Origin of the sequence: Streptomyces sp. NPDC005017 (genome assembly GCF_042873115.1) — a bacterium.
Lineage (GTDB): Bacteria > Actinomycetota > Actinomycetes > Streptomycetales > Streptomycetaceae > Streptomyces.
This window is the reverse complement of record NZ_JBIALD010000010.1, coordinates 183,635-198,380: the sequence shown is the minus strand read 5'-3', so window position 1 is coordinate 198,380 and position 14,746 is coordinate 183,635. Positions and strand designations below refer to the sequence as shown.

Annotated in this window: 13 protein-coding genes and 1 pseudogene; 7 read left to right on the top strand and 7 right to left on the bottom strand. The window is 72.3% G+C overall.

The window, feature by feature from the left end; translation table 11 throughout:
• Positions 1-23 precede the first annotated feature (23 nt).
• On the bottom strand, positions 24-716 hold the full coding sequence (locus ACFYR0_RS17810; protein ID WP_386377653.1) for a metal-dependent transcriptional regulator: 693 nt from the start codon (positions 714-716) through the stop codon (positions 24-26).
• Positions 717-1,087: 371 nt separating this feature from the next.
• Here ACFYR0_RS17810 and ACFYR0_RS17805 point away from each other — a divergent pair, with 371 nt between their 5' ends.
• Complete coding sequence (locus tag ACFYR0_RS17805; RefSeq protein ID WP_389328247.1) at positions 1,088-1,843, top strand: SIS domain-containing protein; 756 nt, start codon at positions 1,088-1,090, stop codon at positions 1,841-1,843.
• A gap of 73 nt (positions 1,844-1,916) precedes the next feature.
• Here the strand turns inward: ACFYR0_RS17805 and ACFYR0_RS17800 are convergent.
• Positions 1,917-2,255, bottom strand: a pseudogene (locus ACFYR0_RS17800) (LysR family transcriptional regulator); the annotation flags it as partial.
• Between the two features lie 83 nt (positions 2,256-2,338).
• Between ACFYR0_RS17800 and ACFYR0_RS17795 the strand changes: the two are divergent.
• The 5 genes from ACFYR0_RS17795 to ACFYR0_RS17775 all read left to right on the top strand — a co-directional run bounded on the left by ACFYR0_RS17795 (position 2,339) and on the right by ACFYR0_RS17775 (position 8,261).
• Positions 2,339-2,731 (top strand): RidA family protein, encoded by a 393-nt coding sequence (locus ACFYR0_RS17795; RefSeq protein ID WP_389328244.1) that lies wholly within the window; start codon positions 2,339-2,341, stop codon positions 2,729-2,731.
• Positions 2,732-2,764: 33 nt separating this feature from the next.
• Entirely contained in the window at positions 2,765-3,217 is a 453-nt protein-coding gene (locus ACFYR0_RS17790) for a GNAT family N-acetyltransferase (protein ID WP_389328241.1), read from the top strand.
• A gap of 148 nt (positions 3,218-3,365) precedes the next feature.
• Complete coding sequence (locus tag ACFYR0_RS17785; protein WP_389328238.1) at positions 3,366-4,790, top strand: PAS domain-containing protein; 1,425 nt, start codon at positions 3,366-3,368, stop codon at positions 4,788-4,790.
• 543 nt (positions 4,791-5,333) lie between these two features.
• Positions 5,334-6,710, top strand: coding sequence for an RNA-guided endonuclease IscB (gene iscB, locus ACFYR0_RS17780; RefSeq protein ID WP_389328235.1), 1,377 nt, complete (start codon positions 5,334-5,336; stop codon positions 6,708-6,710).
• Between the two features lie 522 nt (positions 6,711-7,232).
• Complete coding sequence (locus ACFYR0_RS17775) at positions 7,233-8,261, top strand: isopenicillin N synthase family dioxygenase (protein ID WP_389328232.1); 1,029 nt, start codon at positions 7,233-7,235, stop codon at positions 8,259-8,261.
• Positions 8,262-8,342: 81 nt separating this feature from the next.
• On the opposite strand, the gene ACFYR0_RS17770 is transcribed toward ACFYR0_RS17775, so the two are convergent.
• Positions 8,343-9,443: a citrate synthase 2 gene (locus ACFYR0_RS17770; RefSeq protein ID WP_389328230.1), complete on the bottom strand. Its 1,101-nt coding sequence runs from the start codon at positions 9,441-9,443 to the stop codon at positions 8,343-8,345.
• A gap of 228 nt (positions 9,444-9,671) precedes the next feature.
• Here ACFYR0_RS17770 and pdxH point away from each other — a divergent pair, with 228 nt between their 5' ends.
• Positions 9,672-10,346 carry a pyridoxamine 5'-phosphate oxidase gene (gene pdxH / locus ACFYR0_RS17765; RefSeq protein ID WP_389328227.1) on the top strand — a complete coding sequence of 225 codons (675 nt, stop codon included), beginning with the start codon at positions 9,672-9,674 and terminating at the stop codon, positions 10,344-10,346.
• Between the two features lie 309 nt (positions 10,347-10,655).
• Here pdxH and ACFYR0_RS17760 read toward each other — a convergent pair whose 3' ends face one another.
• Genes ACFYR0_RS17760 through ACFYR0_RS17745 form a run of 4 tightly spaced genes read right to left on the bottom strand, consistent with a single transcriptional unit; the run spans position 10,656 to position 14,737 of the window.
• Positions 10,656-11,273: a TetR/AcrR family transcriptional regulator gene (locus ACFYR0_RS17760; RefSeq protein ID WP_386377664.1), complete on the bottom strand. Its 618-nt coding sequence runs from the start codon at positions 11,271-11,273 to the stop codon at positions 10,656-10,658.
• The gene (locus tag ACFYR0_RS17755) at positions 11,261-12,004 is read right to left on the bottom strand and encodes an enoyl-CoA hydratase family protein (protein WP_389328224.1); all 744 of its coding nucleotides are present in this window, start codon (positions 12,002-12,004) and stop codon (positions 11,261-11,263) included. The genes ACFYR0_RS17760 and ACFYR0_RS17755 overlap by 13 nt, the downstream gene beginning before the upstream one ends.
• Positions 12,001-13,569, bottom strand: coding sequence for a 4-coumarate--CoA ligase family protein (locus tag ACFYR0_RS17750; protein ID WP_389328221.1), 1,569 nt, complete (start codon positions 13,567-13,569; stop codon positions 12,001-12,003). Before ACFYR0_RS17750 ends, ACFYR0_RS17755 begins: the two co-directional genes overlap by 4 nt.
• A gap of 28 nt (positions 13,570-13,597) precedes the next feature.
• Entirely contained in the window at positions 13,598-14,737 is a 1,140-nt protein-coding gene (locus tag ACFYR0_RS17745) for an acyl-CoA dehydrogenase family protein (RefSeq protein WP_389328218.1), read from the bottom strand.
• Positions 14,738-14,746 lie beyond the last annotated feature (9 nt).

Below are 14,746 nucleotides of genomic sequence, written 5' to 3'. Positions count from 1 at the left end.
GCCGGCGTCGGCACTCGGCCGCGTCAGCGCTTGGCGACGAAGACGTGGGAGGCGACGTCCGCCTCCAGCTCGGCCGCCTCGCCGCTGCTGCCCACCAGCACACCGCCCGCGGACTCGGTCACGCTCACCACCGAACCGGGCTGCACACCCGCCCGCCGCAGCGTGTACATCAGCTGCGCGTCCGTCTGGATGGGCTCGCCGATCCGGCGCACCACGACCGTGATGCCGTCCGCGCCCGGCTCCAGCTCGGCCAGCGAGACCATGCTCTCGTCCAGGAACGGGTCGGCGCCGTCCTTCTCGCCCAGCTCCTCCAGACCCGGGATCGGGTTGCCGTACGGCGACTCGGTGGGGTGGCGCAGCAGCTCCAGCACGCGGCGCTCCACGGCCTCGCTCATCACGTGCTCCCAGCGGCAGGCCTCCGCGTGGACCTGCTCCCACTCCAGGCCGATCACGTCGACCAGCAGACACTCGGCGAGGCGGTGCTTGCGCATCACCCGCGTGGCCAGCCGGCGGCCCTCGTCGGTCAGCTCCAGATGCCGGTCGCTCGCCACGGACACCAGACCGTCGCGCTCCATCCGCGCGACCGTCTGACTGACCGTCGGACCGCTCTGGTCCAATCGCTCGGCGATACGGGCGCGCATGGGGACAACACCTTCCTCCTCCAGCTCCAGGATGGTGCGGAGGTACATCTCCGTGGTGTCGATCAGTCCGGACATACGTGCCCCTCGGTGAGATCTGCCGGAGGCTCGAACGGTCTCCGGCCCATGCGCTGGCCCAGGATTCAATTCTGCCGGATCGCACTGACAACCGGGCCGCGCCGACGGAACGCGACTGTTACGCGCGGGTAAGGCCCGACCCGTCCTCGGCCCGGGACCGGCCGACGGGGGCCGCTCCCCGGCCGGAACCGGTCCCGGCCGAGTGCGGGGCAGACCTGCGACAAACACCCGGACCGGGCCGGCGCACCGACCGGACCGCCGTATTGACATCCCAGTGGTCCAGACCGCACGGTGATCCGCGACACAGGCACCGCCGGAAGCGGGAACCGCCGGGCGGGGGCCGGGCACCGCGAGGAGCGAAGGGGCTCTGCATGGGCGACAGCAAGCTGGCCGACCAGTACTTCGACGCCGCGATCGGCCTGCTGCGCCGGGTCCGCGACGAGGAGGCCGAGGCGATCGCGGACGCGGGCATCCTCCTCGCCGACACCGTCGCGGACGGCGGCCGCCTCTTCGCCTTCGGCGCCGGGCACTCCTCGCTGGCCGCCCAGGACGTCGTATACAGAGCGGGCGGTCTCGCGCTGATGAACCTGCTCACCGTGCCCGGCGTGGTCGGCGTCGACGTGATGCCCGCGCCCCTCGGCTCCGCGCTGGAACGCGTCGACGGCCTGGCGAGCGCCGTCCTGGACTGCTCCCCGCTGCGGGCCGGCGACGCCCTCGTGATCATCTCGCTCTCCGGGCGCAACGCGCTGCCCGTCGAGATGGCCCTGCACGCCCGCGAGCTCGGCGTGCGCGTCATCGGCGTGACCTCCGTCGCCTACACCGCCGAAACGACCTCGCGGCACAGCTCCGGCACCTTCCTCAAGGACCACTGCGACCTCGTCCTCGACTCCAAGATCCCCGTCGGCGACGCCGAGCTCACCCTGGACACCGTCCCCGCTCCCTTCGCCCCCGCCTCCACCGTCGTCACCACCGCCCTCCTCCAGGCCGTCATGGCCACCGCCGCCGGCACCCTCGCCGCCCGCGGCATCGAACCGCCCCTGCTGCGCTCGGGCAACGTCGACGGGGGCCACGAGTGGAACAGCCGCGTGATGGAGCAGTACCGGGACCGGATCTTCTACAGGCAGTGAGGTGAGGGGGCGGCCTGCCGCGCGCAGGGTCACTGCTCCGTCATCGTCACCAGCAGATTCGCCGCCAGCGGGCCCCCGGCAGCACGGTCAGCGCCAGCGACGCCGAGAAGCCCACGCGCAGCCGGCCCGTCTGACCGGCGCCCACCGCGCGGGCGGCCGCCAGCCCCTCCGCGAGGCCGGTGAGCGCCTGCCGGGCCGCGGGCAGCAGCTCCCGGCCCGCGGGCGTCAGCGACACCGGCCCCGGCGGCCGGGTGAACAGCGGATGCCCGACTTTCTCCTCCAGCCTGCGGATCTGCTGGCTCAGCGGCGGCTGCGCGATGCCCAGCCGGGCGGCCGCGTGCCCGAAATGGAGTTCCTCGGCGAGGACCACGAACGCGTGCAGCTGGGGGAGAGGCAGTTCCGGGCGCTCCATCCCGGGAGCATACGTCCGGGCGTATCAGATCTGTCTCCGGTGCGTATTCGACGTATCGCCGCCGCTCGCCTAGCTTTCCGGCCATGACTGAGCGACGCGCCATCCTCGGCGGTTCACCGTTCGAGGAGCAGATCGGCTATGCCCGCGCCGTGGTCGACGGGGACCGGGTCCATGTGTCGGGGACGACCGGCTTCGACTACGCGACGATGACGATCTCCGACGACGTGGTCGAGCAGGCCGAACAGTGTCTGCGCAACGTCGAGGACGCCCTGGCGCGGGCCGGGTGCGGGTTCCGGGACGTGGTCCGGGTGCGGTATCTGCTGCCCGAGCGGGAGGACTTCGAGCCGTGCTGGCCGGTGCTGCGCCGCTGTTTCGGGGAGGTGCGGCCGGCCGCCACGATGATGGTCTGCGGGCTGGCCGACCCCCGGATGCGGATCGAGATCGAGGTCTGCGCGCGCGTGCCGCAAACGCGTTGACGTCCGGGCGGCGCCCCCTGTTCGCTGGCCTGTGTGACTGATCTCCGTATCGAGACGGTGGACGGCGACGCCATGCTGCGGCAGTGGCGGCACGTCCACAACGTGATCGTGCCGCCCGCCGCGATGTCCCTGGACGAGGTCCGCGAACGCGCCGCCCGCCACCGGCTGTGCAACGCCTACGCCGGCGACGAGCTGGTCGGCTGCTCCACCGTGCGGGCGCCGGAGGGCGAGGAGCGGGCGGTGATGGTCATCGCGCGCGTGCTGCCCGGCCACCGCGGCCAGGGCTACGGCACGGCCCTGTACGAGGACGGCCTCGCGCACGCGCGCGGGATGCGTGCCGGGGCGGTGGACACCTGTGTGCTGGCGGTGAACGAGGAGGGGCTCGCCTTCGCCCGTGCGCGGGGGTTCGCCGAGACCGAGCGCTACACGCTGGACGGCGAGAGCGACGTCTGGGTCGACCTGCGGCTGGCTCCCGCCGCAGACTAGAGGGAAGGGCCGCGGGATATCCGCCGTACAACGATTCCCCGGCAATCTTGCAGGAACCATATGTGGGCTGCGTCACGTTCGAGTTGAATGATGACCAGTGAGCAACCGACGCGCCGTTCGTGCGGACGCAGCCTGCTTGGGGGTCCAGGTGAGTGCTTCACGGCGTAGTGGGACCACGGACGAACTGGGGCCCGACGAGCCCGGGCAGCCGCGGCAGCCGGATCAGCCGGAGCCGTCAGATCGCGACGGCTCGGACCTGCTCGCCGCGCTGCTGGACGGGATGGACGCGGCCCTGTGCGCCTTCGACGCGGACGGAGCCGTCACCCACTGGAACCGCGAGGCCGAGCGCATTCTCGGCTGGACCGCCGCCGAGGCGGTCGGCCGGCGGGGCCTCGCCGGCTGGGCCGTGCGCAGCGCGGACGCCGAGGAGGTCGAGGGCCGTCTGCTGTCGGCCATGAACGCCCCCGGACGTCAGGTGCACGAGTTCGCGCTGCTCACCAAGGACGGCGGCCGGGTCCTGGTGCGCACCCAGTCCGCGGCGGTCCGCGGCACCGACGGCAGGCCCGCGGGCGTGTACTGCGCGTTCAGCGAGGTGCACGCGCAGATAGACCTGGAACGGTCCATCGCCCTGAGCGAGGCGCTGTTCGAGGACGCCTCCTGGGGCGTCGTCCTGGTGGACGCCGATCTGCGGCCCGCCGTCGTCAACGCCCACGCCGCCCGCGCGCTCGGCACGGGCCGTACGTCGGCGCTCGGACGCCCGCTCGGCGAACTGCTCGTGCAGGGCGTGGAGGAGCTGGAGAGCGCGCTCACCCATGTGCTGGCCGAGGGTGCCCCGCCCGCGCCCGCCGAGATCTGGGTGGGGGTGCGCACTCCCGACGGCGAACGCCGCCGCTGCTGGCGCTGCGGCTTCGTCCGCCTCGCCTCCCCGCTCGCCGAGGAGCCCGTCCCGCTGGGCGTCGGCTGGCTGTTCCAGGACGTCACGGAGGCCAGACAGGGCGAGCAGGAGGCCTCCCTGCTGCGCTTCCGCGGCAACCAGCTGCACCGGGCCGCCCGCGCGGCCGCCGAGTGCGAGGACCCGACCGAGGCGGCCACCGTCCATCTGGACTTCGCCCTCGCCGGGTTCGCCGACCACGCGCTGATCGACCGCGTCGCGGGCGGCACGGCTCCCGAGGGCGAGAGCGCCGCGCCGGTACGGCTGGTGCGGCTCGCCGCGACCCCCTCCGGCGCGCCCGGCCCGAGCCTTCTCGCGGGCCGCGCCGGGCTTCCGGTCCGCTACCCCGAGGGCCACCCGGCCCTCAGCTGCGTCGACCGCGCGAGCACCGTGCGCGCCGGGGTCGGCTCGGTGTCGCCCGAGCAGGCCCGGGAGTGGGCGCTGGCCCGCCAGTGGCCCGGCGACGCCGTCCACGCCCTGTGCGCGGTGCTGCGCAGCCGGGGGCGCACCCTGGGCGTCGTGACCTTCCTGCGCGGCGCGGGCCGTACCTCGTTCGAACGCGCCGACGCCTCCTACGCCGAGGACGTCGCCGTACGGATCGCGGCGGCACTGGATCTGGCGGGGCTGGTGGGGCGGGAGTGACGCCTGAGATCGGCCCCTGAGACACCCGGGGATCCCTAGCAGCAATACCGTCTGCGTGTACCGCGCCGACGGTCCTTTTCGCACGTTCGGGCGGCCTGGTAGCCGTTTCCTCTCAGACGCACGTCCAAGCCTCTAGGGTCGGTGCTCACTTCGGAAAGGAGGTCACTCGCTCCCCGGCCGTCGGGCCGTCGAGTGACCAGCCCCAGTCATCGCGATCCCAGGATCAGGGAGGTGCCCCCGATGACTACGTTCCCCGCAGGCCGGCAGACCCACCAGGCTGTGCTTCCTCAGCAGCCTGCTCTGGAATCCGTGAGAGCAGACACCCCCGGGAGCAGGGACGAAACGGCTCATGGACACCCCACCGCCGCGTGGGACACCGGCGGGAGACATGGGCGAGGGGAGACCGGCGGGCAGAGCACCGAAGCCCATCGGCGTCACGCCGACAGCACCGCGCCAGCGGCGAGGGCGGCAGAGAACGGGAGCGGTGACGCTCCTCCGCAGATCGGAAAATACCGCGGCGGTACCGGTGCGGGCAGGGTCTTCGTGCTTTCCAGGGAGGGAAGACCCCTCATGCCCTGCCACCCCGCCCGCGCACGCGAACTCCTGGGAAAGGGCCGAGCCGCAGTCGCCCGCCAGGTGCCCTTCACCATCCGTCTCAAGGACCGCGCCCACGCCCGGTCCGAGGTCGACGGCGTTCAATTGCGCATCGACCCCGGTTCCAGGGGCGCCGGACTGGCTCTGACGGACGAGAGGAAGCAGACCAACAAGGACGGTGCGCTGGTGACGGTCCGGCGTGGGCTCATCGCCGTAGAGCTCCGGCACCGAGGAGACCGGATCCATGGCCGGATGGAACAGCGCGCGGGATACCGGCGCAGGCGGCGCTCCGCCAACTGCCGATACCGGGCACCCCGCTCGAAGAACCGCAGGCGACCGCCCGGATGGCTGCCTCCGTCCCTCCGCCATCGCGTGGACACTCTGTACTCCTTGGCCGATCGTCTGTGCCGGTCTGCGCCGGTGACCGGCATCCACTTGGAGAAGGCCCGCTTCGACACACACTCCCTGAGTGCCGGAAGGCGACTTCGAGGTGCCGAGCACGAGCAGGGACCCCTCGTCGGCAGCAGCACCCGGGCGTACCTGCGCGCCAGGTGGCAGGACGCCTGCGCCTACTGCGATGCCACCGGCGTGCCCCTGAACATCGAGCACCTCACGCCGCGCAGCAGAGGCGGCTCCAGTCGCATCGCCAACCTCGTTCTCGCCTGCATCGCCTGCAACGAGGCCAAGGGCACAAACCTCGTCGAGGTCTTCCTGGCCCAGCGCAGCGACCGTCTCGCCCGCATCCTCCAGCAGGTCGGAGCATCACTCCGCGACGCCGCCGCCATGAATACGACCGGAGAGCAGCTCGTGGCGGCTCTGAGCAGCCTGGGCAGGTGCGTACACGTCTCGAACGGCGAGTCCACCATGTCGAACCGCGCCATCACGGGACTCGCCAAGACGCACACACTCGACGCACTGTGCGTCGGCCAACTGGATCACGAGGCCGGTGATGCCATCGTGCGCTTTCCCGGGCAGGTCACCGTGGTCAGGTCCACCGGGCGCGGCTCGTACGCCCGCACCACGCCGGACCGCTACGGTTTTCCGCGCCTGCGGCGGACGCGGGTCAAGCAGCACTTCGGATACGTGACCGGCGACCTCGTACGAGCGGTGATCCGATCGGGCAGGTGGGCGGGGACATGGACGGGCCGCGTCTCGGTCCGGGCAAGGGGGCAGCACCGCCTCACCACACCCGCGGTCCGGTTCAACGTCAGCCACCGGAATCTGGAGCTCTTGCAAAGGGGCGACGGATACGCATACGACGTCCGGCGAGAGCCGGAGGGTCCATATCTCGGAAAACCCGTTGAACTCTCTCTGGACGGTTCCTAAGGTGAGGCCCATCGCTGAAAGGAGGTGATCCGGTAGATGTGTGATTCCCGGACGCGCGAGGTGACTGCGGGCTAGCGGCCCGTCGTCAAACTCGGTTCGGCGCCGGACCAGCGTGTGTGTCGTGCACGCAGCCGGCCAAACCAACGCAGTCACCCGACCCGCGAGTCGCCGGTACGTCCGGCCGGCCCTCCTTCCGGAGGACCCGACTCGCGGGTCGTTTGCGTCACCTCGCCGGATGATCTACGGCGAGTGACCCCCGTCACCTGTGAATCCTTCGGCACGCAGTACTCTGGGCACATGCTTTCGCTCGTTCGACGCCGCCACGTGGACTTCCTCCGCGTCACGAGCATGGGCTGTCGACGCTCGGTCTGAGCCTTCCGGCCCCCCGTTCCCGCATTCCCCTCCCGCGGTCCCGCAGCGCCGGGCCGCCCGGGCCTCGCCCACCTCTCCTGCACAGTTGGCACCCGTGCACCCGCCCCACCCCCGGCGGGACCGGGCCCCGTACACCCGCGGACGCATCTCATGACGAACGACTCGACGAACCCGTCGTACCAGCAACTGCCGGTCATCGATCTCTCCGCCGCCGACGGCGGCCCCGAGGCGCGGGCCGGGCTGCGGTCCAGGCTGCACCGGGCCGCGCACGACGTGGGCTTCTTCCAGCTGGTGGGGCACGGGGTCACCGGCGAGGAGACCGACCGGCTGCTGACGGCGATGCGGCGGTTCTTCGCGCTGCCGGAGGAACAGCGGCTGGCGATCGACAACGTGAACTCGCCGCACTTCCGCGGCTACACCCGCACCGGCGACGAGCGCACCGGCGGGCGGCAGGACTGGCGGGACCAGCTCGACATCGGGGCGGAGCGCCCCGCCCACGCGCCCGGCCCCGGCGAGCCCGCGTACTGGTGGCTCCAGGGGCCGAACCAGTGGCCCGAGGCGCTGCCGGAGCTGCGGACGGCCGCGCTGCGGTGGGTGGAGCGGCTGAGCGGGGTCGCCGAGAAGCTGCTGCACGAACTGCTGGCCTCGGTCGGGGCGTCCCCGGACTTCTACGACCACGTCTTCGGCGAGCACGCGCACCCGCATCTGAAGCTGGTCCGGTACCCGGGCAGTGCCGGGGACGGGGCGGACCAGGGCGTGGGGGCGCACAAGGACTACGGGTTCCTGACACTGCTGCTCCAGGACCAGGTGGGCGGGCTCCAGGTGCAGCGGGAGGACGGCCTGTTCCACGAGGTGCCGCCGATCCCGGGGGCGTTCGTGGTGAACCTGGGCGAGCTGCTGGAGGTGGCGACGAACGGCTATCTGGTGGCCACCAACCACCGGGTCGTCTCGCCGCCCGGTGCCACCGAGCGGTACTCGGTGCCGTTCTTCTACAACCCGCGTCTGGACGCCCGGGTCGAGCCGCTGGTGTTCCCCTACGCGGACACGGCGCCGGGTGTCTCGGCCGACCCGTCCAACCCGCTGTTCGCGGAGTACGGCTACAACGAGCTCAAGGGCAAGCTCCGCGCCCATCCGCTGGTGGCGAGGCGGCATCACGCGGAGCTGCTGACCCCGGCCTGAGAAACGTTCCTTCAGGGTTACGGCCTCAGGCGCGGGGTCACGGTCCCGGGCGCGGGGCGGCCTCGGCGGGCGGGAACGGGATCAGTGGACGATGTCGCCGTAGCCCTCGATCTCGCGCGGGTTGCGCGGGCCGGGGCCGATGTAGCGGGCGGAGGGGCGCACCAGGCGTCCGGTCCGCTTCTGCTCCAGGATGTGCGCGGACCAGCCGGCGGTGCGGGCGCAGCTGAACATCGAGGTGAACATGCTGGCCGGGACCTCGGCGAAGTCGAGGACGATGGCCGCCCAGAACTCCACGTTCGTCGCGAGGACGCGGTCGGGGCGGCGGTTGTGGAGTTCCTCCAGGGCGGCCTTCTCCAGGGCCTCGGCGACCTCGAAGCGGGGTGCGCCCAGTTCGCGCGCGGTGCGGCGCAGCACGCGGGCGCGGGGGTCCTCGGCCCGGTAGACGCGGTGGCCGAAGCCCATGAGGCGTTCGCCCTTGTCGAGGGAGTGCTTCACGTAGGCCTCGGCGTCGCCGGTGCGTTCGATCTCCTCGATCATGTGCAGGACGCGGGAGGGGGCGCCGCCGTGCAGGGGGCCGGACATGGCGCCGACGGCCCCGGAGAGGGCGGCGGCGACGTCGGCTCCGGTGGAGGCGATGACGCGGGCGGTGAAGGTGGAGGCGTTCATGCCGTGCTCGGCGGCGGACGTCCAGTAGGCGTCGACGGCGGCGACGTGCTTGGGGTCGGGTTCGCCGCGCCAGCGGATCATGAAGCGTTCGACGACGGACCGGGCCGTGTCGATGTGGCGCTGCGGGACCATGGGCAGGCTCTGGCCGCGGGCGGACTGGGCGACGTAGGACAGGGCCATGACGGCGGCGCGGGCGAGGTCCTCGCGGGCCTGTTCGGCGTCGATGTCCAGGAGGGGTTTGAGGCCCCAGACGGGGGCGAGCATGGCGAGCGCGGACTGCACGTCCACGCGGATGTCGCCGGAGTGCACGGGGATCGGGAAGGGCTCGGCGGGCGGCAGTCCGGGGTTGAAGGCGCCGTCGACGAGCAGGCCCCATACGTTGCCGAAGGAGACGTGGCCGACGAGATCCTCGATGTCGACGCCCCTGTAGCGGAGTGCGCCGCCCTCCTTGTCCGGCTCGGCGATCTCCGTTTCGAACGCGACGACTCCCTCGAGTCCGGGTACGAAGTCCGACATCATGCGGCTCCTCATGATCGTTCGGGAGATGACGCCGATGGATCCGCGGTCCGTGCGGGGACTGGCGGTCCTGGCTGTCATCCCAGTGATGCCCCGTACGGTCGGCGGTCACCCAACCAGGATGGCACCAGCACCCTATCCCCGGGTGCCGACGGCGGGGAGGTTTCGCGGCACTCAGTGCCATGCGGGTGCCTGCGGCCGGGGCGCCGCATGGGGGAGGATGGCCGCGTGACCGACGCCGACGCCGTGCCCGCGATGCCCGATCCCGCAGCGATGCGCAAGCAGTACCGGACGGAGGGACTCGCCGAGACCGATCTGGCCGCGACGCCCGTGGAGCAGTTCGCGCGGTGGTTCAAGCAGGCCGCCGTAGAGGCACACATGTTCGAGCCGAACGCGATGATCGTGTCCACGGTCGACGCGGAGGGCCGGCCCAGCTCCCGGACGGTGCTGCTGAAGCACTTCGACGAACAGGGCTTCGTCTTCTACACCAACTACGACTCCCGCAAGGGCCGTGACCTCGGCGGGAATCCGCACGTCTCGCTGCTGTTCCCCTGGCATCCGATGGCCCGGCAGGTCATCGTGCACGGGGTGGCCCGGCGTACGGGGCGCGACGAGACGGCCGCGTACTTCCGCAGCCGCCCGCACGGCTCGCAGCTCGGCGCCTGGGCCAGCGCGCAGTCCTCGGTGATCGCCGGCCGCGCCGGCCTGGAGGCCTCCTACGCCGAGCTGGAGGCCCGTTACCCGGAGGGCGAGCAGGTGCCGGTGCCGCCGCACTGGGGCGGTTTCCGGGTGGCACCGCACACGGTGGAGTTCTGGCAGGGCCGCGAGAACCGGCTGCACGACCGGCTGCGCTACGACGCCCGCCCGGACGGCAGCTGGCGGGTGGAGCGGCTCGCGCCCTGAGCCCACGTCCTGAGCCCGCGCCCTGAGCCAACGCCCGGAGCCCGCGCCCTGAGCCCACGTCCTGAGCCAGCATCCCGAGCCCACGTCCTGAGCCAGCATCCCGAGCCCACGTCCTGAGCTAGCATCCCGAGCCCGCGCCCTGAGCCAGCATCCCGAGCCCACGTCCTGAGCCAGCATCCCGAGCCCACGTCCTGAGCCAGCATCCCGAGCCCGCGCCCTGAGCCAGCATCCCGAGCCCACGTCCTGAGCCAGCGTCCCGAGCCCGCGCCCTGAAGGGAGCGGAGGCCCCGGACGCCCGCGGACCGGGCCTCAGTCCAGCGCCTCGTCCAGCAGCTCCGCCCACTGCGCCACGACCCGCTCGCGCCGCGCCCCGTCGTCGGTGAGGAGATTCGCCAGGCCCAGGCCCCGCGCCATGTCCAGCAGCCCCTGGACGGTCTCGCGCACTCCGGGCCGGGACTCGTCGGCGCCGAGCAGCTCCACGGCTATCCGGTGGCTCTCCCGGCCGACGCGGCCCTCCAGCTCGGTCACCCGGCCGCGCAGCTGCTCCTCGTTGGACGCGGCCACCCACAGATGCAGGGCGGCCCGGAAGAGGGGGCCGGTGTAGAGGCCGACGAGGGCCGCGACGACCGCCCGCCGGTCGCCGGGACCCTCGGGGAACAGGTCGCGCAGGGCCGTGGACCGCTCCTCGGCGACGTACTCGACGGCGGCCGTGAAGAGGTCCTCGCGGGTCGGGAAGTGGTGCTGGGCGGCGCCCCGGGACACACCGGCGCGCTCGGCGACCGCGGACACCGTGGAGCCCGCCCAGCCGTGCTCGGCGAGGCAGGCCACGGCGGCCTCCAGGAGCCGCTGCCGGGTGGCCCGGCTGCGGTCCTGCTTGGGGACGCGGTCGGCGCGGTCGACACGTTCGTCTGCCGTCACAGCACCCATGGGGGATCCCGTCGTTCGAGGAAGGCCGTCATCCCCTCGCGGGCGGGCGCGGAGGCGAACAGCCGAGCCGAGAGCGCGGTGAGCTGGGCCGCGTCCCGGTCGAATGCTGCCAGCACCCTAGCCGTGAGCAGCCGTTTCGTCTCCGCCAGGGCCTCGGGCGCGGACCGCCGCAGCCCGTCCAGGACGGGCTCCAGTACGGCGTCGACGTCCTCACCGTCCTCGCCCGCCGCCGTGAGCAGGCCGATGCGCGCGGCCTCGGCGGCGTCGAAGCGCTCGCCGGTCAGGGCGTAGCGGGCGAGGGCGCGCGGCTCGGTGCGGGGCAGCAGCGGCAGCGAGATGACGGCCGGGGCGACGCCGATGCGGACCTCGGTGAGGGCGAAGCTCGCCGTGGCGGAGGCGGCCGCGATGTCGCAGCAGCCCAGCAGGCCGAGGCCGCCCGCGCGGACGTGCCCGGTGACCCGGGCGACGACCGGCTTGGGCAGCTCGACGATCTGCCGGAGCAGCGCGACCAACGCGTCCGGGTCGGGCGGGTCGCGCAGGTCGGCGCCCGCGCAGAAGGTGTTGCCGGTGTGCGTGAGGACGACCGCGCGCACCTCGGCGTCCTTGCCGCAGTCCCGCAGCGCGTCCGCGAGTTCGCCCACCAGGGCGGCCGAGAGCGCGTTGCGGGTGGCCGGGGAGTCGAGGGCCAGCGTCTCGACCCCCCGTTCGCGGGTACGGCCGATCAGTGTCACGTGCGCTCCCTGAGTTCTCGCCGCAGGATCTTCCCGGAGGCCGCCCGCGGCACGCTGTCGATGAAGGTGACCCGGCGGACCCGCTTGTAGGGGGCGACCCGTTCGCCGACGTACGCCATGACGTCCTGTTCGGTGAGGTCCGCGGCGCCGGGCTGCCGTACGACGTGGGCGTGCGGTATCTCGTTGCCGTCGGCGTCGTACGCGCCGATGACGGCGGCGTCGGCGATGCCGGTGTGGGTGAGCAGCAGGGCCTCCAGCTCGGCGGGGGCGACCTGGTAGCCCTTGTACTTGATCAGCTCCTTGACACGGTCGACGACGAACAGCCAGCCGTCCTCGTCGACCCGGCCGACGTCGCCGGTGTGCACCCAGCCCTCGCCGTCGATCATCGCGGCGGTGGCGTCGGGGCGGCCGAGGTAGCCCTTCATGACCTGGGGGCCGCGGATCAGGATCTCGCCGGTCTCGCCGGCGCCGAGGTCCTTGCCCGGGTCGTCGAGGGACACGATCCGCATCTCGGTGCCGGCGATCAGCCGGCCGACCGTGCCGGGCGGGGCCTGGTCCATCGCGTGCAGCGGGACGACGTGGGTGCCGGGCGACAGCTCGGTCATGCCGTACGCCTGCCCGACGGGTGGCAGGCCGAGCCGGGCGGAGCAGGCCGCGGCGAGCTCGGCGTCCAGCGGGGCGGCCGCGCTGACCACGTACTTCAGCGAGGACAGGTCGTACTTCGCGACCGCCGGGTGCTTGGCCAGGGCGAGCACGATCGGCGGGGCGACGTACAGGCCGGTGATGCGGTGGTTCTGGATCGCCGCGAGGAAGGTCTCCAGCTCGAAGCGGGGCAGCACGACGACGGTGGCGCCCTGCCGCAGGGGTGCGTTCATCAGCGCGGTGAGGCCGTAGATGTGGAAGAACGGCAGGACCGCGAGGATGCGTTCGCCGGGCTCGGCGTCGATCGCCGGTTCCAGCTGGGCGAGGTTGGTGGCGATCTGGCGGTGGGTGAGCATGACGCCCTTGGGGACGCCGGTGGTGCCGGAGGAGTAGGGCAGGGCGGCGACGTCCTCGGCCGGGTCGACGGCGACGTCGGGCTCGGGCGCCTCGGAGGTGAGCATGTCGAGCAGCGAGCGGTGGCCCGGCGCGCTGTCGCACACGAAGATCTCTCTCACCCCGCCCGCGAGTTCGGCCGCCCGGCGGGCGGTCTCCAGCAGCGGGGAGACGGTGACGATCCAGCGGGCGGCGCTGTCGTCGAGCTGCTTGGCGAACTCCTGCGCGGTGGCGAGCGGGTGCACGGTGGTCACCGAGGCACCCGCCCGCGTGGCGGCGTAGAAGGCGGTCGGGAAGGCGACCGTGTTCGGGCTGTGCAGGGCGAGGACGTCGCCCTTGCGTACGCCCGCCTCGGCGAGCGCGGCGGCGATCCGCCGGTGGAACCGGTCCAGTTGGGCGTACGTGATGGTCGTGCCGTCCGTGCCGTCGATCAGCGCGGGCGTGTCTGCGTAGTCGGCGGCCCGGCCCAGGACCGCCTCGTGGATGGGCAGTTCAACGGGCCGGACGTCTGCGTACTCGCTGCGGAACACGGTTCCTCCTCGCTGGGCGCGGCACCGGTCAGTACGACTTGGGCAGGCCCAGGGTCTGGTGGGAGACGTAGTTGAGAATCATCTCCCGGCTCACCGGAGCAATACGAGCCACGCGTGCGGCGGTTATCAATCTGGCGAGGCCGAACTCGCGTGTGAGGCCGTTGCCGCCGAGGGTGTGCACGGCCTGGTCGACGGCCTTCACACAGGCCTCTCCGGCCGCGTACTTGGCCATGTTCGCGGCCTCTCCGGCGCCGACGTCGTCACCGGCGTCGTAGAGGTGGGCCGCCTTCTGCATCATCAGCCGGGCCAGCTCCAGTTCGATGTGCGCCTGGGCGAGGGGGTGGGCGATGGCCTGGTGGGCGCCGATGGGCGTCTTCCACACCGTGCGGTCGCGGGCGTACTCGACGGCCTTGCCGAGCGCGTGGCGGCCCATGCCGATCGCGAACGCGGCCGTCATGATCCGCTCGGGGTTGAGTCCGGCGAACAGCTGGAGCAGCCCGGCGTCCTCGTCGCCGACCAGGGCGTCGGCGGGCAGCCGCACATCGTCGAGCACCAGCTCGAACTGCTTCTCCGCGGCCTGGAGTTCCATCTCGATATGGCGGCGCTGGAAGCCTTCGGCGTCCCGGGGGACGATGAACAGGCAGGGCTTCAGGCTGCCCGTGCGGGCGTCCTCGGTGCGGCCGACGATGAGGGTCGCGTCCGCGATGTCCACGCCGGAGACGAACACCTTGCGGCCGGTGAGCAGCCAGTCGCCCGACGCGGGGTCCCGGCGGGCGGTTGTGGTGATGCGGTGGCTGTTGGACCCCGCGTCCGGTTCGGTGATGCCGAAGGCCATCGTCCTCGTGCCGTCGGCGAGGGCCGGGAGCCAGTGCTGTTTCTGGGCCTCCGTGCCGAAGCGGGCGATCACGGTGCCGCAGATCGCGGGGCTGACCACCAGCATGAGCAGGGGTGAGCCCGCGGCTCCCAGCTCCTCCAGGACGATGGAGAGTTCTGTGATGCCGCCGCCTCCACCGCCGTATGCCTCCGGCAGGTTGACGCCCAGGTAGCCCAGTTTGCCGGCTTCTGACCAGAGGTGTTCGCGGTTGTAGTCGGGGCCGTGGCGTTTGCCGAGGGCGGCGACTGCGTCTCGGAGGGCTTTTTGTTCTTCCGATTCGATGTGGGTGGTCATTGCTCTCCT